General features: G+C 50.4%; 27 protein-coding genes. 1 reads left to right on the top strand and 26 read right to left on the bottom strand.

Annotated features, from left to right (window positions below; translation table 11 throughout):
- Positions 1 to 81: 81 nt before the first annotated feature.
- From EWH91_RS02265 to rpoE, 26 genes are all read right to left on the bottom strand, one after another.
- On the bottom strand, positions 82 to 996 hold the full coding sequence (locus EWH91_RS02265) for a low molecular weight phosphatase family protein (protein ID WP_129928399.1): 915 nt from the start codon (positions 994 to 996) through the stop codon (positions 82 to 84).
- Between the two features lie 81 nt (positions 997 to 1,077).
- On the bottom strand, positions 1,078 to 1,506 hold the full coding sequence (gene atpC, locus EWH91_RS02270; RefSeq protein ID WP_129928400.1) for an ATP synthase F1 subunit epsilon: 429 nt from the start codon (positions 1,504 to 1,506) through the stop codon (positions 1,078 to 1,080).
- 40 nt (positions 1,507 to 1,546) lie between these two features.
- Positions 1,547 to 2,956 (bottom strand): F0F1 ATP synthase subunit beta, encoded by a 1,410-nt coding sequence (atpD, locus tag EWH91_RS02275; protein WP_129928401.1) that lies wholly within the window; start codon positions 2,954 to 2,956, stop codon positions 1,547 to 1,549.
- A gap of 67 nt (positions 2,957 to 3,023) precedes the next feature.
- Positions 3,024 to 3,893, bottom strand: a complete 870-nt coding sequence (atpG, locus tag EWH91_RS02280; RefSeq protein WP_129928402.1) for an ATP synthase F1 subunit gamma — start codon at positions 3,891 to 3,893, stop codon at positions 3,024 to 3,026.
- A 32-nt stretch (positions 3,894 to 3,925) separates the two neighbouring features.
- A complete protein-coding gene (gene atpA / locus EWH91_RS02285) occupies positions 3,926 to 5,440 on the bottom strand; it encodes a F0F1 ATP synthase subunit alpha (RefSeq protein WP_129928403.1) in 1,515 nt (504 codons plus the stop codon).
- 7 nt (positions 5,441 to 5,447) lie between these two features.
- A complete protein-coding gene (locus tag EWH91_RS02290) occupies positions 5,448 to 5,993 on the bottom strand; it encodes a F0F1 ATP synthase subunit delta (protein WP_129928404.1) in 546 nt (181 codons plus the stop codon).
- Positions 5,990 to 6,475: a F0F1 ATP synthase subunit B gene (gene atpF, locus EWH91_RS02295; protein ID WP_129928405.1), complete on the bottom strand. Its 486-nt coding sequence runs from the start codon at positions 6,473 to 6,475 to the stop codon at positions 5,990 to 5,992. Before atpF ends, EWH91_RS02290 begins: the two co-directional genes overlap by 4 nt.
- Before the next feature lie 111 nt (positions 6,476 to 6,586).
- A complete protein-coding gene (gene atpE / locus EWH91_RS02300) occupies positions 6,587 to 6,811 on the bottom strand; it encodes a F0F1 ATP synthase subunit C (protein WP_129928406.1) in 225 nt (74 codons plus the stop codon).
- A gap of 70 nt (positions 6,812 to 6,881) precedes the next feature.
- Positions 6,882 to 7,622, bottom strand: coding sequence for a F0F1 ATP synthase subunit A (atpB, locus tag EWH91_RS02305; protein WP_129928407.1), 741 nt, complete (start codon positions 7,620 to 7,622; stop codon positions 6,882 to 6,884).
- Between the two features lie 296 nt (positions 7,623 to 7,918).
- Positions 7,919 to 8,140, bottom strand: coding sequence for an AtpZ/AtpI family protein (locus tag EWH91_RS02310; RefSeq protein WP_129928408.1), 222 nt, complete (start codon positions 8,138 to 8,140; stop codon positions 7,919 to 7,921).
- Positions 8,141 to 8,513: 373 nt separating this feature from the next.
- Positions 8,514 to 9,143 carry a uracil phosphoribosyltransferase gene (upp, locus tag EWH91_RS02315; protein WP_129928409.1) on the bottom strand — a complete coding sequence of 210 codons (630 nt, stop codon included), beginning with the start codon at positions 9,141 to 9,143 and terminating at the stop codon, positions 8,514 to 8,516.
- Between the two features lie 147 nt (positions 9,144 to 9,290).
- Positions 9,291 to 10,547 carry a serine hydroxymethyltransferase gene (gene glyA / locus EWH91_RS02320; protein WP_129928410.1) on the bottom strand — a complete coding sequence of 419 codons (1,257 nt, stop codon included), beginning with the start codon at positions 10,545 to 10,547 and terminating at the stop codon, positions 9,291 to 9,293.
- A gap of 417 nt (positions 10,548 to 10,964) precedes the next feature.
- Entirely contained in the window at positions 10,965 to 11,543 is a 579-nt protein-coding gene (locus tag EWH91_RS02325) for a TIGR01440 family protein (RefSeq protein ID WP_206184261.1), read from the bottom strand.
- A gap of 133 nt (positions 11,544 to 11,676) precedes the next feature.
- Positions 11,677 to 12,246, bottom strand: coding sequence for a manganese efflux pump MntP (locus EWH91_RS02330; protein ID WP_129928412.1), 570 nt, complete (start codon positions 12,244 to 12,246; stop codon positions 11,677 to 11,679).
- 106 nt (positions 12,247 to 12,352) lie between these two features.
- A complete protein-coding gene (locus EWH91_RS02335; protein WP_129928413.1) occupies positions 12,353 to 13,396 on the bottom strand; it encodes an L-threonylcarbamoyladenylate synthase in 1,044 nt (347 codons plus the stop codon).
- A gap of 108 nt (positions 13,397 to 13,504) precedes the next feature.
- The gene (gene spoIIR / locus EWH91_RS02340) at positions 13,505 to 14,137 is read right to left on the bottom strand and encodes a stage II sporulation protein R (RefSeq protein WP_129928414.1); all 633 of its coding nucleotides are present in this window, start codon (positions 14,135 to 14,137) and stop codon (positions 13,505 to 13,507) included.
- Positions 14,138 to 14,201: 64 nt separating this feature from the next.
- The gene (gene prmC, locus EWH91_RS02345) at positions 14,202 to 15,071 is read right to left on the bottom strand and encodes a peptide chain release factor N(5)-glutamine methyltransferase (RefSeq protein ID WP_129928415.1); all 870 of its coding nucleotides are present in this window, start codon (positions 15,069 to 15,071) and stop codon (positions 14,202 to 14,204) included.
- The gene (gene prfA, locus EWH91_RS02350; protein WP_129928416.1) at positions 15,068 to 16,141 is read right to left on the bottom strand and encodes a peptide chain release factor 1; all 1,074 of its coding nucleotides are present in this window, start codon (positions 16,139 to 16,141) and stop codon (positions 15,068 to 15,070) included. Before prfA ends, prmC begins: the two co-directional genes overlap by 4 nt.
- Before the next feature lie 101 nt (positions 16,142 to 16,242).
- Complete coding sequence (locus tag EWH91_RS02355; protein WP_129928417.1) at positions 16,243 to 16,815, bottom strand: thymidine kinase; 573 nt, start codon at positions 16,813 to 16,815, stop codon at positions 16,243 to 16,245.
- 602 nt (positions 16,816 to 17,417) lie between these two features.
- On the bottom strand, positions 17,418 to 17,663 hold the full coding sequence (locus tag EWH91_RS02365) for a type B 50S ribosomal protein L31 (protein WP_129928418.1): 246 nt from the start codon (positions 17,661 to 17,663) through the stop codon (positions 17,418 to 17,420).
- 161 nt (positions 17,664 to 17,824) lie between these two features.
- A complete protein-coding gene (rho, locus tag EWH91_RS02370; RefSeq protein WP_129928419.1) occupies positions 17,825 to 19,099 on the bottom strand; it encodes a transcription termination factor Rho in 1,275 nt (424 codons plus the stop codon).
- Positions 19,100 to 19,573: 474 nt separating this feature from the next.
- Positions 19,574 to 20,380 carry a zinc ribbon domain-containing protein gene (locus EWH91_RS02375; RefSeq protein WP_129928420.1) on the bottom strand — a complete coding sequence of 269 codons (807 nt, stop codon included), beginning with the start codon at positions 20,378 to 20,380 and terminating at the stop codon, positions 19,574 to 19,576.
- 247 nt (positions 20,381 to 20,627) lie between these two features.
- Positions 20,628 to 21,923 carry a UDP-N-acetylglucosamine 1-carboxyvinyltransferase gene (locus tag EWH91_RS02380; RefSeq protein ID WP_129928616.1) on the bottom strand — a complete coding sequence of 432 codons (1,296 nt, stop codon included), beginning with the start codon at positions 21,921 to 21,923 and terminating at the stop codon, positions 20,628 to 20,630.
- A gap of 207 nt (positions 21,924 to 22,130) precedes the next feature.
- The gene (locus EWH91_RS02385; RefSeq protein ID WP_129928421.1) at positions 22,131 to 22,517 is read right to left on the bottom strand and encodes a response regulator; all 387 of its coding nucleotides are present in this window, start codon (positions 22,515 to 22,517) and stop codon (positions 22,131 to 22,133) included.
- A 132-nt stretch (positions 22,518 to 22,649) separates the two neighbouring features.
- Entirely contained in the window at positions 22,650 to 24,248 is a 1,599-nt protein-coding gene (locus EWH91_RS02390) for a CTP synthase (protein ID WP_129928422.1), read from the bottom strand.
- Positions 24,249 to 24,638: 390 nt separating this feature from the next.
- Positions 24,639 to 25,079, bottom strand: coding sequence for a DNA-directed RNA polymerase subunit delta (gene rpoE / locus EWH91_RS02395; protein WP_240697233.1), 441 nt, complete (start codon positions 25,077 to 25,079; stop codon positions 24,639 to 24,641).
- Positions 25,080 to 25,447: 368 nt separating this feature from the next.
- Between rpoE and EWH91_RS02400 the strand changes: the two genes are divergently transcribed.
- Positions 25,448 to 26,881: a hypothetical protein gene (locus EWH91_RS02400; RefSeq protein ID WP_129928424.1), complete on the top strand. Its 1,434-nt coding sequence runs from the start codon at positions 25,448 to 25,450 to the stop codon at positions 26,879 to 26,881.
- The last annotated feature ends 59 nt before the right edge of the window (positions 26,882 to 26,940 follow it).

Consider the following 26,940-nt stretch of genomic DNA (forward strand, 5'->3'; position numbering starts at 1 on the left):
GATCTGGATCAACCAGGAAAAATGTTGGCCTGGGGGTGGTATATTTCTGCAAGGGCTGGGTTTTTCAGTTGGTGGATGGAATTACGGCCTGGCGGGCCGCAATTCAGCCGGGCGGTCCTCCTTTTCAGCCGGGTTGACCCACTTTTCAGCCAGATCCCCACTTTTTTCAGCCGGCGGGCCGGAATTCAGCCGGATCTCATCATTATTCAGCCGGGTGGACCCACTTTTCAGCCAGATCCCGAATTTTTTCAGCCGGGTCTCCTCTTTTTTCAGCCGCCCCCGAATTTTTTCAGCCAGCGCGCCGGAATTCAGCCGGGTACCGGCACTTTTCAGCCGGGTTTCCACTTTTTTCAGCCGCTTCTGAATTTTTTCAGCCAGCGGGCCGGAATTCAGCCGGTCCTCAACTTTATTCAGCCGGGTGGACCCACTTTTCAGCCGGGTCTCCTCTTTTTTCAGCCGCTCCCGAATTTTTTCAGCCAGCGCGCCGGAATTCAGCCGGGTACCGGCACTTTTCAGCCGGGTTTCCACTTTTTTCAGCCGGGTCCCCACTTTTTTCAGCCGCTCCTGAATTTTTTCAGCCGCCGGACCGGAATTCAGCTGGATCTCATCATTATTCAGCCGGGTCGCGGCACTTTTCAGCCGGGTGGTCCTCTTTTTCAGCCAGATCCCCACTTTTTTCAGCCGCTCCCGAATTTTTTCAGCCGGCGAGCCGGAATTCAGCCGGGTACCGGCACTTTTCAGCCGGGTTTCCACTTTTTTCAGCCGCTTCTGAATTTTTTCAGCCAGCGGGCCGGAATTCAGCCGGATCTCAGCATTATTCAGCCGAGCAGACCTCTTTTTCAGCCGGGTCCCCACTTTTTTCAGCCGCTCCTGAATTTTTTCAGCCAGCGGGCCGGAATTCAGCCGGTTCTCAACTTTATTCAGCCGGGTGGACCCACTTTTCAGCCGGGTCTCCTCCTTTTTCAGCCGCTCCTGAATTTTTTCAGCTGGCACCACAAGCGGCTGGCTGCCACCACAATTTTCATCCGGCGCACAAAAAAGGAAGAGCCAGTTGGCTCTTCCTTTTTTTCGATATCGTCATACTTTCGGAACCGTGTCATCAATCGCGGCTGTTTCCAGGCGAAGTTCGGCGCGTTTCTGTTTCAGACGGGCTTCAAAGTAACCTTCTGAGGTTTCGTGAAGTCTGTCGAGTGCGGCATCGGCTTCAGCCTTAGCCTTTTTGGCACGTTCAACGTCGATTTGATCTTTCATTTCGGCTGCTTCCGAAAGAATCGTGATGCGGTCGCGGCTAACCTGGATGAAGCCACCATGGACCGCGGCGTAGTCTGTGATTTTTTCATCTTCGTGTTTGAGACGAACAAGAGCGATCTGGAGCGGTGCGACAATTGGCATGTGATGGGGCAGGATGCCCATGTCGCCGTTTGCCGACCGGACGCAAACCATGTGGACGTCTCCTTCATACACTTTGCCTGCGGGTGTGACGATCTCCGTATGCACAGTGCTCATCTGTCAGCCCCCTTTTCCGGCCCGGGCGATGTGTCGCGCATCAGGCCAGCTGTTTCGCTCTTTCCAGAACGTCTTCGATTGTACCTGTATTGCGGAATGCTTCTTCAGGCACATCATCATACTTGCCGTCAAGGATGCCCTTGAACCCTTTGATCGTATCTTCAACAGATACATAAGATCCGGGGACACCGGTGAACTGTTGGGCAACATGGAAGTTCTGGCCAAGGAAGAACTGAATACGACGGGCACGGCTGACAGTCAGCTTGTCTTCGTCTGAGAGTTCATCCATACCGAGAATGGCGATAATATCCTGCAGTTCGCGATATTTCTGCAATGTTTCCTGAACCCGTTCGGCTACCGCATAATGCTCTTCGCCGACGATGTCGGGTGAAAGCGCGCGGGATGTTGATGCGAGCGGATCCACGGCCGGATAAATACCAATCTGAGTCAGTGAACGTTCAAGGTTCGTCGTGGCATCCAGGTGTGAGAATGTCGTTGCCGGAGCCGGGTCGGTGTAGTCATCGGCCGGCACATAAACGGCCTGGATCGAGGTGACGGAACCCTTTTTCGTTGATGTGATTCGCTCCTGCAGACGGCCCATTTCGGTTGCCAGCGTCGGCTGGTAACCAACGGCGGAAGGCAGACGGCCCAGCAGCGCGGACACTTCAGAACCGGCCTGTGTGAAACGGAAAATATTGTCGATAAACAGAAGCACGTCCTGGTTTTCAACGTCACGGAAATATTCCGCCATGGTCAGACCGGACAGGGCGACACGCATACGGGCACCCGGCGGCTCATTCATCTGACCGAAAACCATGGCGGTCTGTTTGATAACGCCTGAGTCGGTCATTTCATAGTAAAGGTCGTTTCCTTCACGTGTCCGTTCACCGACACCGGCAAAAACCGACACGCCGTGATGTTCTTCGGCGATGTTGTGGATCAGTTCCTGAATCAGAACGGTTTTACCGACTCCGGCACCGCCGAACAGGCCGATTTTACCGCCTTTGACATAAGGGGTCAGGAGGTCAATAACCTTGATCCCCGTTTCAAGAACTTCCGTCTTCGTCGACAGATCGGCGAATTTCGGAGGTTCTTTATGAATAGAACTTTTCTGTACATCGGGAGCAAGCGGTTTGCCGTCAATGGGTTCGCCAAGGACATTAAACACACGTCCAAGCGTAGCAGATCCGACAGGAACAGAAATAGGTGCCCCCGTGTCGACAACATCCGTACCACGGACAAGTCCGTCCGTTGAGTCCATCGCGATGGTCCGAACGGAATCATCACCCAGGTGAAGGGCTACCTCCAGCGTCAGATGGATATCCGCTTCATCAGAGGACTTCGCTTTATAATTAACCGTCAGAGCGTTATGAATATCAGGAAGCTGGCCGCGGTCGAATTTGACGTCGACAACCGGTCCGGTTACCTGAGTAATATAACCCTTATTCATGAATGGACCTCCTATCAGCTTTTTACTTTCCGGGAAGACTTAAAAACCCGATTTTCGTGTTCCCGTATTATTCGAGGGCGGCAGCTCCGCCGACAATTTCAGTAATTTCCTGAGTAATCGCTGCCTGACGCGCACGGTTGAACGACAGCGACAGGTTGTCGATAATATCGTTCGCGTTATCCGACGCGCTCCTCATGGCAGTTGAACGTGCCGCGTGCTCAGCCGCTTTGGCATCGAGCAGAGCACCGTAGATCTGCCCTTCTGCGTAGAGTGGCAGCAGTTTATCAAGCACTTCGTCTTCATCAGGTTCATAGGCATAATTGGTCTTCTTTGTTGCCTCGCTCAATACATTCTGTATCGGAAGGAGCTGGCTGTCGACAAGCCTCTGTGTCATCGCATTGACAAAGTGGTTATAGATCAGATGCAGCACATCAATTTTTTTATCATCATAAAGTGCGACCATTTTCCTTGCCAGCCCAATCGTATCATCAAAGGTCAGTATATCCGGCATGTCCGTCTGGCTGTAAACGACCGGGTAATTGCGCTTCCTGAAAAAATTCAGCCCAACCTTACCAGTGACAATAATGGTATATTCCTCCGGGGAGTGATGGTTTTTCCGAATCAGCTCCTGGGTATATTTCAGGATATTACCATTGTAAGCTCCGGCAAGTCCGCGGTCGGCGGTGATCACAAAATAGGCGGCCTTTTTTACCGGACGGCTCTCGAGCATGGGATGCCTGCTGTTCGCCTCCGACTGTTTTCCGCTGGCAATACTGGCAACGACTTCTTTCAGGCCTTCCATGTAAGCCACGTAATTCTGCGCACTGTTCTGTGCATGATTGAGCTTCGCAGCCGAAACCATCTGCATGGCTTTGGTAATTTTGCGCATCTTTTTGGTAGAAGCAATCTTCTCCTTAATGTCGCGCATCGAAGGCATATTCGTTCACCACCTTTTAATCCTGAATCAAGTTATTCAGCATGTGTTGCTGCGAAGGTTTTCTTGAATGCAGTGATCGCCTTTTCGAATTCCTTTGCGTCCGGAAGATTTCCTGTCTTCCTGATCTTTTCAGGGAGTTCCAGAACATTCTGTTTCAGGTAGGCGAGAAATTCCTTTTCAAAACGTTTGATGTCACCGATCGGCACATCATCGATAAATCCTTTGGTCAATGCGTAAAGGACAACGACCTGATCTTCAACAGGATAGGGTTTGTGGATGTCCTGTTTCAGGACTTCAACTGTACGGGCACCACGATCCAGCTTGGCTTTTGTCGCTTTATCTAGATCAGAACCGAACTGTGAGAAGGCTTCAAGTTCACGGTAAGAAGCCAAATCCAGTTTCAGTGTACCAGCAACTTTCCTCATTGCCTTGATCTGAGCGGCACCACCAACACGGGATACCGATGTACCGGCATCTACCGCCGGACGAATACCTGAGTAGAACAGATTGGATTCAAGGAAAATCTGACCGTCTGTTATCGAAATCACGTTCGTTGGGATGTAAGCTGAGATATCCCCGGCCTGTGTTTCAATGATCGGCAGCGCGGTAATGGAACCGCCGCCGAGTTTATCGCTCAGTTTTGCCGCACGTTCGAGCAGTCTTGAGTGCAGGTAAAACACATCGCCAGGGAAGGCTTCACGGCCCGGCGGACGGCGAAGCAGTAAGGAAAGTTCACGGTATGCCGCTGCCTGCTTGGAAAGGTCATCATAGACAATCAGAACGTGCTTGCCGTTGTACATGAATTCCTCACCCATTGTGACGCCGGCATAAGGTGCCAGATAAAGCAGCGGCGCCGGCTCGGAAGCTCCGGCGGAAACGACGATTGTTTTATCCATCACACCATATTTCTTCAGCGTATCGACAACGCCGGCTACTGTTGATTCCTTCTGGCCGATAGCGACGTAAATACTGATGACATCCTGATCTTTCTGGTTGATGATCGTATCGACCGCAATCGCCGTCTTACCGGTCTGACGGTCACCAATGATCAATTCACGCTGGCCGCGTCCAATCGGAATCATGGAATCGATCGCTTTAATTCCGGTCTGCAGCGGTTCGAATACGGATTTACGATCCATAACGCCCGGCGCTTTTTTCTCAACCGGACGGGTTTTATCTGTAACAATCGGTCCTTTTCCATCAATCGGCTGGCCGAGAGGGTTCACAACCCGGCCGAGCAAAGCCTTACCTACCGGGACCTGCATGATACGTCCGGTACGTTTGACTTCATCACCTTCGTGGATATCTGTATAAGGGCCAAGAATGACGATACCTACATTGTCTTCTTCAAGGTTCTGAGCCAAACCCATGACACCGTTGGAGAATTCAACGAGCTCGCCGGACATGACACGGTCAAGACCGTGGACGCGGGCAATGCCGTCGCCGACAGTGATGACTGTGCCGACTTCGCTCACTTCAACAGTCGATTGATAGTTTTCAATCTGCTGTTTGATCAGCGAGCTGATTTCTTCCGCTTTAATGCTCACGATATTTTCACCCCTGTTTACCTACTTTAATCTCCTGTTTGAATTCTGCCAGTTTGCCGGCAATTGTTCCGTCGTACACTTTGTCACCAATGCGGAGCAGAATGCCGCCGATGATCTCTGATTTCACCTTCACGTGCATGCGGAGCTTTTTACCCAACACCCGGCTGAGTCGGGAAGACAGGTCGCTTTCTTCCTCTTCGTTCAGAGGGACGGCTGTTGTGACCGTCACGTCGAGGATCCCCCGTTTCAGATCCGCCATGTGCGTAAAAGCTTCAAGCACATCACCGATGATCGATTCGCGTTTTCGATCGATGAGCATTCTCAGCAGATTCATAACTTCAGTGCCAGTGGTATTTGCAAAAAGTTTTTCGACCAGTGCTTTCTTATTACCGCCTGAAACCTGCGGATGCGTCAGTATGACGCGGAGATCTTCATTTCCCGTCAGTGTATTCGCGACTGCATTCAACTGGGCTTCAACAGCATCAATGGCGCCGCGTTCTTCAGCTACTTCAAAAAGTGCTTTTGCATAACGGTTCGCTACGATCTGGCTCATTGCTGGTTCCCCACCTGTTTCATCAACTGGTCAATCTCTTTTGTATAATCTTTGGCATTGATCTCTTTTTCAAGCACTTTGGAAGCCAGCATCACGGAGAGATCAGCCACTTCATCACGTATCGAAGCAATGGCTTTGGCCTTTTCACTGTCAATTTCTTCGTGTGCTTCCTTAATCAGGAGATCGGAGCGGTTTTTCGCCGCATCGATAATGCTTTTCGACTCGGCAGCTGCCTGGCTTTTCGCCTGTTCGATCAAGTCTCGCGATTCGCGGCGCATCTTGTCAAGTTCACTTTTCTGCTGATCCAGATATTTCTGAGCTTCATCGCGGTTGCCTTCAGCTTCATTGATCTGATTATTGATATATTTTCTGCGTTTTTCCATTACTCTTGCAATCGGTCCAACAGCCTTCCAGGCAACAAGCGCCATCAGAATCAGAAAAATGACGATTTGAGCCAGAATTGTTCCCAGGGAAAATTGCATATACTCTGCCACTCCTTTCACTCATTGATTGGCCGGCACCCTTTCGGAAAATCCGGTTTTTGTTTCATTTGAAAGAAAGCGGGGGCGATGTGTCCCCCACCTCATTTTTGATCAGCCTACGATCCCGAAGAGAACCAGGATGCCGAATGCGATAGAGATGATCGGCAGGGCTTCAATCAGTCCGAAAAGAATCATGGTCTGGCCAAAGAGTGTGCCCCTTGCTTCCGGCTGACGCGCGATCCCTTCCATATAACGTGCGAACAGAATACTGTCGCCGATACCTGCTGCAAGAGCTCCTAAACCGATCATGAGTGCACCAGCAAGAATTGTAGTCATAGTAAATATTCCTCCCAAAATGTCGATGTTTTTTTCAACACGAAAAACATTTCTTCATGAGCCCGTGCGGCTATTCCGCCGACACTTTCTGCCCGATGTAGACCATGGCCAGTACGGTAAAAATGTAAGCCTGGATCACGCCGACGAAGACTGAAAAGCCCATCCAGGCGGCAAGCGGGAGCGCCGTTAAATACAGTGTACCCTGCCGCAGAATCAGGATCAGCACTTCTCCGGCAAAGATGTTCGCCCACAGACGGGCGGCGTGTGTTACCGGCTTGGCCAGTTCATCAATGATATTAAATGGCAGCATCCATGCATAAGGCTTGAAATAATCTTTTACATAGGTGCCCGGATGCTTCACCACACCTGCGAAGTGAGAATAAATCAAGACAGCTCCGGCCATGGCGACAGTGACGTTCAGGTCCGAAGTCGGTGATTTAAACCAGCTCACTTCATGTGTCGACTTCAGCATATCCGCTGTAATGCCCAGTTGCGGAATCGGTCCTGCTACTTCCGCAGTAACAATGACGATAACGCCCAGCAGGTTGGAGATCATGATAAAGAGGAAAGTCGTCAGGGCGAAGCTGATATACTTGTACGATTCCTTTTTTTCCATCATGATCCCCGTGATCCCGCTAATAAAATCGATCACGTATTCCATCACATTCTGCTTACCCGACGGCCGGATAGTCAGTTTCCGTGTCAGCGCTGTGACAAGCAGAAAAACAAGGATGGCTGCAACCACACTGCCAATAATCACCGTGAGATCAAAGGTCATACCGAGAAACTTAACTTTCGGAGTCAGATCCAAGAGTCTCCCCCCCTTCATCCGAACATAATGTGTTTCTCTTTTCACCGACTGAAGATACAGATTCCTGATAACAGGGCGACACAACCTGTCCGAATCGTATGAAGCGACCCGGCGGACCCGTTCCATTGTATGTAAACTCCGGGCTGCGATACATGTTGCCCGCCCCATTAGAATAGTAGTTATATAAACCGGCTGATCCGCCGGGAAGGTTTGTCGGGGCTTCCCGGTTTCTACAACCAGATTATCCCAGGATTGCAGAATTCAAACATGGACAGAAAAATAATCTCTGTCATTGCTCATTTTTTCATAAAAGATTTCAGCGTATAAAAACAGCTGAGCAATCCGAAGAAGAATCCGGCAACCGCAAGAATGGGCAGCCACAGACGGGATGTGCCAAAGCGGTGGTCCAGATAATTTCCGCCCAGCGCGCCGATAATGATAAAGGCGAAAATTTCAAATCCCATGGCACTGACGACGGCGGCCATATAAAGTGGATTATCCTTCTTATCGCCCTTCATGATTCAGCCTCCCGATGATTCAAACATTCGCCGGCTTACCGAAAAACGTGGGACATGACACAATTTATGCATATTTGTGTCTGACAGAATTGAGAAAAAAGAGCGGGTCCATCTGCGCCTCAGCTAAATGAGCACTACCTTTACATTTTATCGAAAGCGCTGTCTTGATGTCAACATATACCGACATTTTTTGTGATATCGGTCATTGAAAATGTCAGCGCAGGGTACATGGAAGATCAACTCCGCTTTTTCTCTATAATTAAAATTCTAACCAATTTTCTTGATCACTGCACAGTTGAAATGTGACAAAACAAGAACAAAGAAAATATATACCGCAATATTTTCTGCCGGTGAAAAATAATTTTCATTTTTGTTATTTGGTTCCAAACAGTCGGTCTCCGGCGTCGCCAAGCCCGGGAATAATATAGCCATGTTCATTCAACCGTTCATCGAGCGCCGCGAGATAAATATCTACATCCGGATGTGCCTCCTGCACCATCTTTACCCCTTCCGGAGCGCCGATCAGGCACATCAGCTTGATATTACCGGCTCCATGTTTCTTCAAGAGCGTAATCGTTTCAGCTGCTGTGCCGCCTGTCGCCAGCATGGGATCAACGATAATCAGGTCACGTTCGGCAATGTCGGTCGGCATTTTAAAATAATATTCTACCGGTTTGAGCGTTTTCGGGTCACGGAAAAGGCCGACATGACCGACTTTTGCCGCAGGAATCAGATTAAGCATGCCATTGACCATACCGAGCCCGGCGCGGAGAACCGGAACGATGCCGAGCTTTTTCCCGGTCAGTTGATACGCTTTTGCTTTTGCTACAGGTGTCTGAACCTCTACCTCTTCAAGCGGCAGGTCACGTGTGATTTCAAAAGCCATCAGCATCGCGATTTCGTCAACAAGTTCGCGGAAGGCCTTGGTTCCGGTCTCCTTATTGCGGATCATGGTCAGTTTATGCTGTATCAGCGGGTGATCCAGTACAACCAGCTTTCCCATATTTCTCACCCCCATTTCATCATTCTGTGGCTTGATCACCGGCCTGATGATGCCCGCCCCCGTTCCTGAATCATACCCGGGGACGGGCTCTCCAGTCAGCGCAGCCAATATATATAATAGAGGAAACCTGACCGATCTGCCACCTCGTCAGGCAAAAACTCCGGCACCCTGTGCATAGAGCGGGTGTTTCTCAGTCAGCGCAGCTGCACGGTCAGCTGCCTCTTTCAATACCGCCTCATCATCCGGGTGTTTCAGAGCCGCTGCGATAATGGAGGCTACTTCTTTCATATCCTCTTCCTTGAATCCACGTGTCGTCACAGCCGGTGTCCCCATACGGATGCCACTGGTGACAAACGGTTTTTCCGGATCGAATGGAATGGTATTTTTATTCGTTGTAATGCCAATGCTGTCCAGCACGGCTTCTGCTTTTTTCCCGGTGATACCCAGATTGCGGACATCTACGAGGACGAGATGATTATCCGTTCCACCTGATACAAGATTCAGGCCATTTTCCTGGAGGGCTGCCGCAAACGCTTTGGCGTTGGCAACGATCTGTGCCGAATACGTTTTGAATGCCGGCTGCAGATCTTCACCGAATGCCACGGCTTTCGCTGCAATAATGTGCATCAACGGTCCGCCCTGGATGCCCGGGAAGATCGCCTTGTCCAGCTTTTTCGCAAATTTTTTCTTGCAGAAGATCATTCCGCCGCGTGGCCCGCGCAGGGTTTTATGCGTCGTGGTGGTGACAAAATCGCAATACGGGATCGGGCTTGGATGCAGACCGGTGGCAACAAGTCCGGCGATGTGTGCCATGTCGACCATCAGATAAGCGCCGATTTCGTCGGCAATTTCGCGGAATTTCTTAAAGTCGATGATACGCGGGTAAGCACTGGCACCGGCAACGATCAGTTTTGGCCTGTATTTCAGGGCCTGGCTGCGCACTTCGTCATAATCAATGCGCTGCGTGTCCCTTCTTACTCCGTAATCAACAAAATGATAGAGCTGACCACTGAAATTGACTTTGCTGCCATGGGTCAGATGCCCGCCATGTGAAAGACGCATGCCAAGCACGGTGTCGCCCGGTTCCAGAATCGTGTCATAAACCGCCATATTCGCCTGAGCACCTGAATGAGGCTGGACGTTAACGTGTTCCGCACCAAACAGCTTCAGGGCTCTGTCTCTTGCCAGATTTTCTACAATATCGACGTATTCACAGCCGCCGTAATAGCGATGTCCGGGATAACCTTCTGCATATTTATTGGTCAGAACCGAACCCGCTGCTTCGAGTACGGCTTCACTGACAAAATTTTCTGAGGCAATCAGTTCAATCTTCTTTCTCTGCCTGCCCAGTTCCTGCTCGATTGCCTTGAAAACTTCCGGATCCTGCTGTTTCATGCTTGTCATGAATGAGTTGCACTCCTCTCAGAAATTAGGGATAGTAAAAAATCAGGTAGGTTTCCTGTTCGAAAAGTCTGATTCATGTAAAGTTTATCACATTTTCTCCAGATTAAGAAAAAGAAATCGGCCGAACAGGTCGATTCGTACCTGACTTTACGGAATGGCTGAATACGGAGCTTCCGGGACCAGGTGAGGCATTCAGCCCATTGCTCCGTTTATCCGGCCGAGATGCACCATGATTCAGCCTATTGCGCCGTTCATCCGGCTGGAACGCCCCATGATTCAGCCTATTGCGCCGTTCATCCGGCCGGAATGCACCATGATTTCAGCCGGATGATCTGTTGATCCGGGCGCGGCCCTGAATTTCCGCCGGAACGCACGAAAAAGCAGGAGAACGGATTGGGATTGACTCCGTTCTCCTGTTTATAAACAGGTGCGGCCCGAGGTTTCTTTTTCCGGATAGACCGCGCGTTCGCCGCCGATCAGCTTCGGGCGGGTGCGGGCCATGACAAGATGGGCCTCGCCGATCTGCCTGACCTGACTTCTGACCGGTACGGCTACGTGTTTCAGATGCATGCCGATCAGCGTGTCACCGATATCCAGTCCGCCATCGGCACGGATAAATTCCACAACGACCGGATGGGAAAGATGTTCCCAGGCATAGGCGGCCATCGAGCCTCCGGCGTGTGGAATCGGGCGGACGGTAACAGGATCGAAATGCCGTTGTTCGGCGACTTCCCGGTCCAGCACAAGGGCCCGGTTCAGATGCTCGCAGCACTGAAAGGCAAAATGTACACCTGTCCGGTCGTGGCAGGTTTTTATTGCCTGATATATGGCGGCAGCGATCTCCGGCGAACCGGATGTGCCGATTCGGTTGCCGCGTACTTCACTTGTACTGCAGCCAAGAACCAGTAAATGGCGTTCATCAAAAGGCATAGCCGCGGCCAGATCGTTCAGCGCGCGGCCAACTTCATCTATGAGCTGCTGACTGTAATTTTCCATCATCATGTCCTTCCCAGAGTACAGGCGTTCATTTCTATTACAATTATAACAGCTTGCGCCACTTTGGGCAGGATTATGTCATTTCCCGGGAAATTTTGGCGGAATCCACAGGGCGGCGTCGCAGGAAGGCTGATTACAGATGAAGATGGAAGATCAGTTTCAACCCGAAAAAGAGCAGAATCAGCCCGCCAATCATTTCGCCAAACCGGCCAAAATAATTTTTTGTACGCCTCCCTAAATAAAAGCCCGTCCAGGCCATGATCATACTGACCACACCGAAAAGAAGAATAGCCGCCACCCCGCGCGCGCCGAACAGGCCCATGCTCAGACCGACGGAGAAACTGTCGATACTGACGCTCATGGAAAAGAGCAGCATGCCCGTATCCGATGTGATATCCAGTTCCCTGCCACTCTTTTTCCGGCTGAGTACGGTAAAAATCATCTGGGCACCGATCAGAAGAAGCAGAATGCCTCCGGCGATGGCGGCAATCTCGCCAAATTGATCAGAGAGCAGATGTCCGAGTATCATACCTGACAGGGGCATCAGCATGTGAAAAAGCCCGATCCACAAGCCGGTTTTTGCTACATTCCGTAAGCGTGAGTCCGTCATTCCCATCCCCATACATACGGAAAAAGCGTCCATACCCAGTGCCAGTGCCATCATAAGAATGGCAAATCCCTGCCCAATCAGCTGTTCGACCATGGCTGTTCCCCTTTCCAGTCCCATGATGCAATTTATGCATGTCCCGGGGTGGTTAGAAGGAGAAAAGGGGATCCCGATCAGGAATCCCCTTAATCAAACGTTTATTTTATTCAACGATTCTGCCGCCTGCCGCCTTAGACAGCCGGTTCATAATCGCTTTACCGATTCCGGTTTCCGGAAAGGTTTCACTGTAGATCACGTTGACTTTTTTCGAATTAAAATCACGGAGGACCGCAAACAGCCGGTGGGCAACAGTTTTCAGGTCACTGCGTCTGCCGCAGCAGAGGACGACGTCCGCTTCCGGGAAGGCTTCACGGTTTTCTTCCGTTGTCAGAACGCCTACCCGCCGTTCGCTATTCTTTTCGTCGGTAATCAGTTCCTGAATTTTTTCTTTACCGGCCGGAACAAGAAGCATGGTTGCGTCCGGGGCATAGTGCTTATATTTCATTCCGGGCGCTTTCGGAATCTGATCAGGCCGGGTCAGGCCGGGGTCATCAGCTACCGTACCGGCCACCTGTTCCAACTGCTCTTTGGAAATACCGCCGGGGCGCAGAATTGTAATCGGGGTCAATGTGCAATCGACGACGGTCGATTCAACCCCGACACCCGTCTCTCCGCCATCGATGATTCCGGCAATTTTTCCATTCAGATCGTGATAAACGTGTTCGGCTTTAGTTGGGCTCGGGTGCCCCGAACTGTTAGCAGACGGTGCGGCAATCGGCAGCCCGGATGCCAGAATCAGGGCACGGGCAACCGGATGGGCCGGCATTCGGACGGCAACAGTAGACAGTCCGGCAGTCACGGTATCCGATACCTCACCGCGTGAAGGAAGAACAAGCGTCATCGGTCCGGGCCAGAAGGCATCCATCAGTTTTTTCGCCATCGGATTAATATCTGTACAGATTTCCCGTACCTGCTCCGTCGTGGCGACATGGACAATCAGCGGGTTGTCGCTTGGTCTGCCTTTTGCTTCGTAGATTTTCCTGACTGAGTCCCTGAATTTAGCGTTTCCGCCCAGGCCATAGACGGTCTCCGTCGGGAAGGCGATGATTTCACCTCTTGCAAGACAGGCGGCCGCCTCCCTGATCTGCGGGTCGTCCGCGAGACCTTCAGCCCCGGGGTCCACCCGCCACAGTTTTGTCTCTGTCATTTTTTGTGATCCCCTTTTTTCCGCATTAAGGAGACCGGCGTCTCTGCCGGCCTCACAATATAATCAGTATAACACAATGTGTCTATGAGTCTGTGATGATGCTCTGAATCAGTCAAACAGTTGTCGTATTTTGTTGAAAAGATCGCCGGCGAAAGACCGAACTTCAATCTTTTTTTCTGATTTTTCCCGTTCAGGTTCCGCAGCTTGTGTCTCCGGCATTGCCGAACTTGCCTGTGCAGGGACGGCCTCACTGTTTGAAAAGTCGAGGAAACAGAGCGGCGGGAAGAGCACACACCACCAGTTTGCCCCCTTTCCATCGCCGAGGGTAATGACAAGGGCCTTATATTCACCGGCAGGATATACGTACTCCCCGTACATTTTAGTTGGAAAATCCGCCTGACCGAGTTTGATCGTAAAGGTGGGGTCGGCATGAACCCTGCGCAGTGTACGCATGACGGTCTGTCGCAGTTCAGGCAGATGCGCGTGGATGATTTTCTCGGCCTGTTCCGGGGATTCCAGATTCTGCACCCATCCGCTGATATCGCGGTTGATCGCATCGCGTACCTGACGCTTGACCACCTGATCGGCCGGCGAATCGCTGTTTGCCAGGATGCGCAGCCGGATTGCGTCTTTCGGAATCGGGTCCTGATCATCCGCCCTGGACGAATGGCTCTGAGTAAAAAACAGGACGCCTGTGAGAATAATAGTGAATAGAAAAATAAGTGCCAGTGATCTTTTCATCCTTCCCGCCTCCTTACCCGACAGTGTGGGCAGGAAGCGGAACGATTAAACCTGTTGTACGACTTTATTTTTTTCGAAGGACAGCCAGGACATTACGGTCCAGTCCCGCAATATCCTTTTCGACTGCCAGCGCTTCGATCCGATTAGGAAAAGTGCTCCGGATCAGCCCGGAGATGGCCTGCCCCTGTTCCGCACCGATTTCAAAGCCAAGGAGGAAAAGCGGACCGGTGGAAAAAGCAGTTACTCCCCGGAGGATCTGCCGGTAACAGTCCAGCCCGTCTCCCCCGCCGAAAAGAGCCAGATGCGGCTCGAAATCTTTAACCGTATCGTCCAGCTGCTCCATCCCGGTGCGGGAGATATAGGGCGGATTTGACACGAGAATATCATAGTGCAGGCCGGCGAGCGGCACGGTCAGGTCCCCCGGGCGAAAGTCAACTTTTGCACCCAGGTGGCGCGCATTTTCTCCGGCAACAGCCAGTGCCTCGCAGGAGATATCCGTTGCCGTGACGTGCCAGTCCGGATGTTCCAGGGCGAGCGTAATAGCAATCGCCCCGCTTCCGGTACCGATATCGCAGACCTCAAGTTTTTTATCTGGAAAAAAACGCCCGGCCCATTTTCCGATGCGATAGACCAGTTCTTCTGTTTCCTGACGCGGGATCAGTACGGCAGGCGTGACTTTAAACATACGCCCGTAAAAAGGCGCCTGTCCGAGCATATACTGGACAGGTGCGCCGGTTTTCACATGTTCCGCAACGCGTTCCCGAAACCATGCCTCATCCTGCCGGGTGAGCAGGTCACGGTTATTGACGAACAGGTCGGTTCGCGACAGGTGCAGCCGGGAGCAGAGCAGAATTTCACCAATATTTTCATCTCGATGATTTTCTTTTAAAAAAGCAGATGCCCATTTGAGCGCTTCATATCTCCTGAGTGTCATCGGGCATCCGCCTGCTCCATTTTTTTCGACTGATCGTCCATGATTAAAGCATTTATGATCTCGTCCAGATTGCCGCTCAGGACCTGGTCCAGCTGATGAATCGTCAGGCCAATCCGGTGGTCGGTCACCCGGTTTTGAGAAAAATTATAGGTCCGGATCCGCTCGGAACGATCGCCCGTTCCGACGGCCGATCTCCGGGTGGAGTCGTATTTTTCCTGCGCTTCTCTCTGATACTTGTCATATACACGGGCACGCAGGACTTTCATCGCTTTTTCCTTATTCTTGATCTGTGAGCGTTCTTCCTGACAGGAGACGACAATGCCTGTCGGGATGTGCGTCAGCCGGATAGCGGACATCGTCGTATTGACACTTTGTCCTCCCGGTCCGCTCGACGCGAACCGGTCCACCCGGATATCTTTTTCATTCAGATTGACCTCGACTTCCTTTGCTTCCGGAAGCACGGCGACGGTTGCGGTTGATGTATGAATCCGGCCGCCGGACTCTGTTTCCGGAACGCGCTGGACCCGGTGAGCCCCGTTTTCATATTTCAGCCGGGACCAGGCACCCCGTCCGGTGATCATAAAAACAATTTCCTTATACCCGCCGATACCGTTAGGACTGGCATCAATGACTTCCGTCTTCCATTGATGATGTTCAGCATAGCGCGAGTACATGCGGAACAGATCACCGGCAAAAAGTGCCGCCTCATCGCCGCCGGCCGCGCCGCGGATTTCAACAATAACGTTGCGGCTGTCATTCGGATCTTTCGGAATCAGGAGCTGCCTGAGCTGTTTTTCCAGCCTGCTTTTTTCTTTTTCCAGGCGGGCAATCTCATCGCGGACCATACCTTTCATCGCATCATCCAGAGATTCGTCAAGCATCGACTTCGACTCATTAAGCTCGTGATCCGCCTTCTGGTAGCGACGATAAACAGTAACGGTTTCCTGCAGATCAGACTGCTCCTTCGAATATCGGCGCAGTTTATCATGATCGCTGATCACCTCCGGATCGGCGAGCAGCTGATTCAATTTTTCATAGCGTTCTTCCATGGATTGCAAACGTTCAAACATTTTTCCACCTCATCCGTCACAGAGAAAACGCTTTACGGGCTGTTTCTCTACCCATCATTATATGATATGCGACTTCAGACCGTCAAAGAGCGGGGATACCGTCAGATCGGCGGATGAGCGTAGCAGTGACGGCAAACCGGATAGTAGCTTTCGTTACCGCCGATCTGGATCTGTTCTCCTTCGTAAATGGGCTTGCCGTCTTTGTCAATCCGCAGATTCATCGTCGCCTTCCGTTCACAGAACCAGCAGATCGTCTTCATTTCCTCTATCTTGTCGGCATAGATCAGGAGATATTTACTGCCTTCGAACAGTTCATTGCGAAAATCATTTTTCAGCCCGAAACCCATGACCGGAATGTGGCAATCATCGACAATCCGGGCAAGCTGAAGGACGTGCGCTTTGGTCAGAAATTGCGCTTCATCGACAAGGACGCAGTGCGGCCGCGGCTGATAATCGGCAACGATACGGTAAATATCTGTTTCTTGAAAAACAGGAATAGCCGGGCGTTTAAACCCGATCCGGCTGGAGATCGATCCTACCTCCTCCCTGTTATCCAGACCTGAGGTAAACAGCAGGACCGACTTCCCCTGCTCCTCATAATTATGAGCTACTTTAATAATCTCTATTGATTTTCCACTGTTCATCGCACCATATTTAAAAAAGAGCTGTGCCATCGCATGCATTTTCCTTTCTCTGTACCGGATTCGGATCGACTTTTCGTGGAGTTGGACCGACTTTTTCCGGATTGGGATCAACTTTTCAGGAATTCGGATCAACTTTTTCCGGATTTGGACCAACTTTTTCCGAAGATTCGGACCGACTTTTTTCGGGTTTGGACCGACTTTCCTGTGGTTCGGACCGACTTTTTCCGGATCCGGTCCAACTTTTCGAGAATTCGGACCGACTTTTTTCGGGTTTGGACCGACTTTTTCCGGATTTGGACCAACTTTTTCCGAAGATTCGGATCAACTTTTTCCGGATTCGGACCAACTTTTCACGGATTTGGACCGACTTTTCTGTGGTTCGGACCGACTTTTTTCGGGTTTGGACCAACTTTTTCCGGATTTGGACCAACTTTTCTGTGATTCGGACCAACTTTTCTGTGATTCGGACCGACTTTTTCCGGATTCGGACCGACTGTCCGGCTTCCGGAAGTGGTTATACAAAAAGCAGACAGGAGATCCTGCCTGCAGATTCATCTATTTCATAAATCGGGCAAATAAAAACGGCTGATTCCGCCGGGCAGCGAAAAGTGCCGTTTCTTTTCCGGAGCAACTTATTTGATATTGTATTTCCGTTTAAACCGATCGACACGTCCGCCTTTGTCTGCAAATTTCTGGCGGCCTGTGTAGAATGGATGTGAGTCGGAACTTACTTCGACAGTGATTAGCGGGTATTCGTTACCGTCTTCCCATTTAACTGTCTGATTGGATGTTTTGGTTGATCCGCTCAAAAACTTAAAACCGGTACTTGAATCCATAAATACAACCTTATGATAGTCGGGATGGATACCTGGTTTCAATTCATTCATCTCCTTTGCGCCCTGATTAATCTTCCAAACCAGAGTCAGTTCATTATGCACAACGAGTATTATATCAGCCGGATAAGCAATTTGCAAGCTGACGTTTGAGATGAGGATGGGTTCGGCGGCCCTTCCTCACATTTTTCCTGTACTTACCGCTGTCAGTTTTGTGAGTGTGCGAGTCCGTTTTTCTCTTTTTCAAACAGATCGAAAAATTCCTGATTATTTTTGGTTGATTTGATTCGTTTGTAGAAGTTCTCAACGAATTCAGGGGATTCATCCATCGTCTTGCGCATAGTCCACAGATTATCCAGATGCTCCCGGTCGACAATCAGTTCCTCTTTACGCGTGCTGGAGCGGCGAATGTCAATGGCCGGGAAGATCCGCCGTTCAGCAAGACGGCGGTCAAGATGCAGTTCCATGTTACCTGTACCCTTGAATTCTTCATAGATCACGTCGTCCATCCGTGAACCGGTATCAATCAGCGCGGTGGCAAGAATGGTCAGGCTGCCGCCTTCTTCGATATTGCGCGCAGCCCCGAAGAATTTCTTCGGTTTGTGAAGGGCGGCAGGATCAATACCGCCGGAGAGCGTCCGGCCGCTGGGCGGAATCACGAGATTATAGGCCCGGGCGAGCCGGGTGATACTGTCCATCAGAATGACGACATCATGTTTCTGTTCAACAAGGCGCATCGCACGTTCGAGAACAAGTTCCGAAACTTTGACATGGTTTTCCGGTACTTCATCAAAAGTTGAGCTGACGACATCGCCTTTTACCGAACGTTCAATGTCCGTGACTTCTTCAGGACGTTCATCGACGAGCAGGACAATCAGGTCGACGTCCGGATAATTAAAGGTGATACTGCCCGCAACTTCTTTCAGCAGTGTCGTTTTCCCGGCTTTCGGTGGAGCAACGATCAGCCCGCGCTGGCCAAAACCGACCGGAGCGATCATATCAATAATCCGCGTGGAAAAATTTTCTTTTGAGGTTTCAAGAACCATATGCCGGTTGGGATACAGCGGGGTCAGAGCCGGAAAGTGAACACGTTCCCTGGCCATATCCGGATTTTCTCCGTTGACCGCTTCCACACGAAGCAGTCCAAAATAACGTTCGTTTTCCTTCGGCGGCCGTACTTTTCCGGTCACTTTATCACCGTTACGCAGGTCAAACCTGCGAATCTGTGAGGCGGAGATGTAAATATCTTCCGAGCTTGGCGAATAATTGATCGGTCTTAAAAAGCCGAATCCTTCCGTCGGGATGATATCCAGCACACCTTCCATTAATGACAGGCCGTCACTTTCCGCTTCTTTTTTCAGGATCGAAAAAATCAGTTCCCTTTTTGTGAGCTTGCTGTAATAGGAAACTTTGTGCAGTTTAGCCTGCTGATATAATTCTTTAAGTTTCATATTTTCCAATTCTGCCAGTGTAATTGCCATCCTTGCACCACATTTCTTAATATTTATTTTTCATACCTGTACTGTCTGATAGATGATGATGAGAAGCCGGGTTCGGTCCGCGTGCATGACCGTCCTGTCTGAGAGACTATACCATTTCATTCACTATTGCGGATGTTAAGATTTGCTTTGGAGAAAAGGCAGGAGCTTAAATTAATTGAGTTTTGCCTGCCGAGGAGCAGGCGGGCTGGTGATTCATGATTGAAGAGTGCGTGATTTAATCCCATATGACAAATGATCTGTTATTCCTTTACTCAAGTTATTTGTAGCATATTATACCCATTAAATCAACTATTAGTACATAAAAATGCCTGAACAGAGAAAATGGTGAAAAAAAACGTTCCGGCCGGCAGCCGGAGTTTCGTTTTTCTCATCCTTTTTTTCCACTTCCTGAGAGATAAAAAAATCAGAGAGGATCGTTTCCTCTCCGATCATCAGGCGGCCGGTCAGGTAGGATCAGAATCCCATGGGATTGAAACGCTCCAGTTCCTCAACAATGGACTGTATCATCGACATGCCGACAATAACAAGATAGATCGTCTGCGCAATACCGGTCAGGACAAGGGTGATCAGAAACGTATAAATCCGGTCGAACCTGTCATTTGATTTACAGGTAAAGGCTATAGAGGTTTCCGGTATGAACAGCAGGAAGATCCCGGCATAGAGCAACACGAATGATAAGAAATTATTGATATGTACCAGTTCCAGCAGGAAAAACAGGGCCATGACAAAGACACTGAGTGTTGCCTGCCCCATAAACTGACTGACGAAGGTGTGAAACGGCATGGTCGTTTTAAAAATCAGATGGACAATGGCAAAGACAACCAGCGCTGTAACGAAAATAAAGAATCCTGCCGTGAAAAACAGTTTAAAAAACATCCCTGTCATATTAGGCAGCGGAACATCAGAAGAGCCAAAATAACCCAGAGCGCTTGAAGCCGCGTTCCGTGTCAGGAGGACAATACCGAGCGAAAAGAAGAAAGAGTAAAGCACCATGCTGATATAGCCATATAAGTGACTGGTCTCTTCATAGGATGCGTTAACCGGATGTTTCAGAGTCCGGATCAGGAATCCCCAGTAACTTTTCGCGATTTTTTTCCCCTTGCTGGCGGCAGCGTTAATCTGATCTCCGGTTGCTGCCCGATTGCTGCTCGCGCTGTGACCCGTCGCGGCTGTCTGCTGTGCTGCCTGCAGCGGCGTCCCGCAGTGTGTGCAGAATTTACTGTCGTCATCATTTTCCCGTCCACAATTCGGACATTTCATAGTGTAACCCCCACATCAAGACTTATTTAATTTATAAATAACTGCGAAAAATAAATAGACTCTATCATTGTAAATATAAACCTATTGAAAATCAATCATAGTTTGAAAATTTCCCCATAAATGCCGACAGCGGGATTCGCCGGGCGGCTGTCCATCGCTTCCGCGCAAAAAGAAGATTCCGTTTACCGGAATCTTCTTTACCTGTTCCTGTTTGTTTGCTGTTCAGGCAAGGGCTCGGCCCTTACCATTACTCCTGCTCTCTGATGTTCTCGCGTATTTCAGATTCATCGGCATGCTCACGCCAGACGTGTGCGCCAATGCTGCTCAGTTTTTCCATAATATGATCGTATCCGCGGTCAACATGCTCCACACCGCTGATTTCTGTTATGCCGTCTGCCATCAGACCGGCAACAATTAACGACGCGCCGGCACGCAGATCAGTGGCTCTGACTTTCGCACCCTGAAGGCTCGTGATACCGGTGAGGATCGCTGAACGCCCTTCAAGTTTGACATCCGCCCCCATCCGGCGCAGTTCATCGATATGTTTAAATCGGGCGCCGTAAATCGTATCGGTAATGATGCTTGTTCCCTCTGCCTGGGTCAGGAGAGAGGTAATCGGCTGCTGCAGGTCCGTCGGGAATCCGGGATAAACCAGCGTTTTGACATCCACCGCCTTAAGCGGTCCCTTGCTTTTCGATACGAGCATCTGATCCTCACCGGTCTGCACGTCCGCGCCCATTTCACGGAGCTTCGCCGTGAGAGATTCGACATGCTGAGGGATGACGTTATCAATCAGCAGTTCACGACCGACTGCCGCACCGATGATCATGAAGGTGCCCGCTTCAATGCGGTCGGGAATAATCATATGGCGGCATCCGTGAAGTTCACGCACGCCTTCTATACGTATGACATCGGTACCGGCACCCTTGATTTTCGCCCCCATACTTGTCAGAAGGGTCGCTACATCAATAATTTCAGGCTCCTTGGCCACGTTTTCGATAATCGTTTTGCCTTCAGCGCAGACAGCGGCAAGCATGATATTGATTGTCGCCCCGACACTGACGACGTCCAGGTAGATCCGGGCACCGTGCAGTCGTTCCGCCCGGAGATAGATGGCCCCGCGCTCATTGGTCACTTTCGCGCCGAGCGCTTCAAAGCCCTTGATGTGCTGGTCGATCGGACGCGGACCAAGGTTACATCCGCCCGGCAATCCGATCACTGCTTTGTGGAACCGTCCAAGCATCGCTCCCATCAGATAGTAGGAGGCGCGCAGTTTTTTCACGGCTCCGTTGGGCAGAGGCATATCGACCATGTCACGCGGATCGACAGTCAGCGTATGATTCTGAAAAGAGATCTTCCCACCAATTTCGCGAAGCAGTCTGCAGAGCGTACGGACATCTGATATATCCGGAAGCTGATCAATGGTGACCGGAGAATTGGCTAGAATGGTGGCGGGAATCAGTGCAACCGCACTGTTTTTGGCACCGCTTATCTGAACGGTCCCGGTAAGCTGGTGACCGCCTTCAATAAGTAATTTGTCCATAATCTGTCTACTTTCCTTTCCCATTTTGCACGTATCCCCCTGTTCTTCCCCGGGGAGGCGTGCATCTGGCATAAAGCCGGTTTATGTATCACCTGTGCCGGTCCCATGAACAGCTCTGTCTGATCAGTAAAATGCGTTTCGGACGATGCTGATAACCCTATATAGTATAACATAAAAAAGCCCCCGGCTGAACCTCAATCAGCCGGTTCACGCCAGAGTCACTTCATGCCTGATCGCTGCCATCAGTTCGGCAAGGTCGAACGGTTTGGTAAAACAGGTGATTGCCCCTTCTCCGATTAATTGACTGATCATCTTTTTATCCGTATAAGCCATCATAATCATCACTTTAATGTCGGAATTTATCCTTTTTATTTCCCTCAGTGCGTCTGCCCCATTTATCCCGGGGATATTCATATCAAGCAGAACCAGATCCGGATACTGTTTCCGGACCACTTCAAGGGCCTGTCTGCCGTTTCCAGCCACAATCGGCCGGAAGCCTTCTTTTTTGATACATTCGCTGAGTAAAAGGCGAATGCCGGGCTCGTCATCAACAATCAATATTTCCCCGGATGGTTCCGAATCAACGTGATCCATCTCGATCCCTCCTGATGCTATTCCTGGGCGGCCATGTCTGTCAAAAGGGTTCTTCGCGGAAACCTGCTTTTCCTGCCTGTTGAAAAAAGAAAAACCGGATGCACAGCATCCGCCCCCTTACTGATCTGTCCTTTATTTGTTTTTCAGTGATGCATGAATAAATTCGCGGAACAGCGGCTCCGGCCGCGTCGGGCGCGATTTAAATTCCGGATGGAACTGGCAGGCCACGAACCAAGGATGCCCCTTCAGTTCAATCATTTCAACGAGGCGATTATCAGGACTGAGACCTGAGAAGACAATCCCTTTTTCCTTCATCGCACTGCGGTACTGGTTGTTAAATTCATAGCGGTGACGATGCCGCTGGTAGATGATTTCCTTGTTGTAAGCGGCATAGGCTAACGTATCCTTGCGAAGCTTGCACGGATAGAGACCGAGACGCTGCGTGCCGCCGAGATCTTCAACGTCCTGCTGTTCCGGCAGAAGGTCGATAATCGGATCTTCCGCATGTGCATTGAATTCTGCTGAATCCGCACCACTCAGGCCCAGCACGTTGCGGGCAAATTCGATCGAAGCCAGCTGCATACCGAGACAGATGCCGAAGAAGGGAACCTTGTGCTCACGCGCGTATTTGATCGCAAGAATCTTGCCTTCGATGCCGCGATCGCCGAATCCGCCGGGAACGATAATGCCGCTGACATCCTTCAGACGGCTCTCGACATTATCCGGGAGCAGATCTTCTGAATTGATGTAGGTGACATGCACTTCGGTATCAAAATTGTACCCCCCGTGTTTGAGCGCTTCAACGACAGAAATATAGGCATCCTGAAGTTCTACATATTTTCCGACAAGGCCGATTTTTACCTCATTTTTCGGATGCAGCACTTTGTCCACCAGTTCATGCCATTCGGTCATATTCGCATCACCTGCCGGCAAATGCAGCTTTTCGCAGACGATATCATCAAGATGCTGCTCCTGCAGCTGCAGTGGTACCTCATACAGCGTTTCCGCATCCCGTGCCTCGATCACCGCTTCTTTGTCAATGTCGCAGAAAAGAGCGATTTTGTCTTTCATTTCCTGCGGCACCGGGAGTTCCGTACGAACGACAATGACATTCGGCTGAATACCGAGGCTGCGCAGTTCCTTTACACTGTGCTGAGTCGGCTTCGTCTTCATTTCGCCGGCCGCTCTGAGATACGGGATCAGCGTACAGTGGAGATAAAGGACATTGTCGACGCCAACGGAACTTTTGATCTGCCGGATGGCTTCAAGAAACGGAAGGCTCTCGATATCGCCGACCGTACCGCCGATTTCCGTTATCACAACATCGGAATTGGTGGTCTTCCCGGCCCGAAACACGCGATCCTTGATTTCATTCGTAATATGGGGGATAACCTGCACCGTCCGTCCGAGGTAATCGCCGCGGCGTTCCTTTTTCAATACGGATGAATAAATTTTTCCTGTTGTCACATTGCTGTTTTTATTCAGATTAATGTCGATGAACCGCTCGTAATGGCCAAGATCAAGGTCCGTCTCAGCTCCGTCGTCGGTGACGAATACTTCGCCGTGCTGATACGGGCTCATCGTGCCCGGATCGACATTGATGTATGGATCAAATTTCTGAATGGTTACTTTCAATCCCCTGTTTTTCAGCAGCCGGCCAAGGGAAGCAGCCGTAATTCCTTTCCCAAGCGATGACACCACACCGCCGGTTACAAAGATATACTTTGTCATCGTTCACAAATCCCCCTTATCACACCATTCGGTCAGGCGAAGCCTTTGCACCCGGATAATATATGAAATCATGATTAAATTTAAAGAAAATCCTGCCGACTGGTCAGTCGCAGGCAACGCCAGAGACTTTGTTTTTCTGAACTTTTTCCCACAAAAATTGATCCTTTTATCAAGTATAAAAAGATCGCGGTTGAGCCTCAGTTGCCCTTACTGTACGTTCCAACAGCTATAAAAAAAGAAAAGCGCTGCCGCTCCTTTTCGGGAGGGCCCGCTCTTTTTCCAAAACGGTCTATAATTAGCCCTTTGCAATTCTAACAAACTTGACCAGATGAATCAAGTAGATTTTTTCCGGTTTCTGTAAAGACCTGAGAGGTTATTCGTTATCCTCATTCATATCCATGGCATTTTTTTGATCCGGCGGACATCATCATCATCCTGATCACCATAATCCTCTTCATCCGTGTCATCCACATCATCAGAATCATCTTCATCTTCATCGTCGTTATCTTCATCGTAGTCATCGAATCCGTCTTCAGCGATTTTATTCTTCTTGTACTGTTCGTCACCCAGCGTCTTGGCCACATCGTCTTCACGCTGATCGATCGGATACCAGTTACGCAGCGCCCATAAATTATGTCCGACATTCAGAAACCGGCCGTCCAAAGTAAGCGTTGTGTACAGACGTGCGAGCGATTCGCCGTTATCGGTTTCGATTTCATCCTTTGTTAAAATCTGATCTGTCATTTCATAAAAGTTTTTCGGTTCTTTAGCCGCCGCCAATATATCATACAGTTGATCTACTTTCGACTTCTCAGCTACATGTTCTCCCACTGAAAACATCCTTTCTTTCGTCCATTGCCCGCATCCGGGCACCTGCCAGGTTCCTGTAAAGAATACAGGCTCCGCGCGTGAAAAGTTATACACTACATACAATAATCCGTATTTATTTGAAAAGCAAGCCCGGGGGCTGAAAAACAGGTATCCGGTTTTCCCCGGTTTTTTCTGCCGGTCTCAGCAGGTGAGCGTTTTCCCCGCTGTGAATGCTCTTGCGCCCTGTCAAACAGGCGAATGACCTTTTTTCCATCTCCTGCATATGATATCTGAAATATCATGACCCTCTCGCCCTTTCATAGAGGATCGTGTCCTTTAAACCACAGACAGTTGCAAGCGTGTCAATCTGAATAGAAAGGGTTGTTCACATGTCCGGATTATCACTGACCCACTGGCTGTATGCTCTTTCCACCCTGGTCATTATCGTGATTATGATCTGTCGCAGGGGAATTGTTATGCCCACCCTGATCGGGACCTTTTTCGTTGCCTCCGTCTATCATTCCTCTGTTATCGATGGGTTGAAAGCCACATTCAATGCCAGCCTGGTGGCCGCGCAGGAGCTGTTCCACATCTTTCTGATTATCACACTGATGATGGCCTTGCTAAAGTCTCTCGGGGACCTGGGGGCAGATCAGAAGATGATTGCTCCCATCCGAAAAGTGATGAAGAACGGCCATTTGTCCTTTCTGATGCTGATCATTGCAACCTATATGATCTCTCTTTTCTTCTGGCCGACACCGGCTGTCCCGCTGATTTGCACGTTGCTGCTTCCTGCTGCGGTGAAAGCCGGGCTGCCCCGGATGGCAGTAGCGATGACTGTTTCAATCGCCGGCCAGGGCATGGCCCTGTCTTCTGATTATATCATGCAGGCCGCACCGGCGCTGACCGCAAAATCGGCGGGGCTGGACGTTAGCCTGGTGGCTGACCGGGCGATGATTCTGTCGCTGATTACAGGTGCGGTTGCCCTGCTGACCGCTTACCTGATGTTCCGCAAGAGCATCCAGCCCGCCGGTCAGCAGCATACCGTCGATGAACCGGCCGATATCCATGGTCCGGGCGCTCGTAAAGGCAGTGGCCCCTCCGTAATCCCTTCAGGAAAAGAAAAATGGTCGCGGATTTTTGCCATCCTTGTTCCCCTGACCCTGCTTGCCATTATGTGCTACATGTTTGCGACAAAACTGTTGCCAAACTCAGGAAGCAGCATGGAAGGGGGAGAAGGTGCAGCCTTTATCGGCGGTGTTGCGGTGATTCTGCTGATCCTGACCTGCATACCGGTCTGGGGTATAGATGCGTTTGACAAAATCAGCCAGCACCTGACGGATGGATTTATTTTCTCCTTCCGGTCCATGGGACCTGTCATCCCGATCTCGGGATTCTTTCTCCTCGGCAGTTCGGATTTCTCAGGCAAGATTTTATCGAATACGCAGAAAGCTCCGGACTTTCTCTTTGATCTTATACAATCCGTTCAGGATAATATCCCGCAAAGCGGATTTCTTGTTGCCGCAGTCATTCTGATTGTGGGTCTCATTACCGGACTGGACGGTTCCGGCTTCTCCGGTCTGCCGCTGGTCGGCGGACTGTCCGCCGCCCTGGCCACCACACAGATTGACGGAACGGCTCTTGCGGCTGTGGGTCAGATGGGAGCCATCTGGAGCGGGGGCGGCACGATTGTTGCCTGGTCATCGCTTGTTGCCATTGCTGCATTCTGCCGCGTCTCGCCTGTTGACCTCGTCAGAAAAAATTTCATCCCGGTGATGGCCGGGTTAATCGTATCGACGCTGATTGCGGTCGTGATCTGGTAACGCATTCGGGTAAAAAAGGGCTATCAGTGCCTTTCGGGACCGGTTTTTTTGGGAAAAAG

The organism is Sporolactobacillus sp. THM19-2, assembly GCF_004153195.1.
Lineage (GTDB): Bacteria > Bacillota > Bacilli > Bacillales > Sporolactobacillaceae > Sporolactobacillus.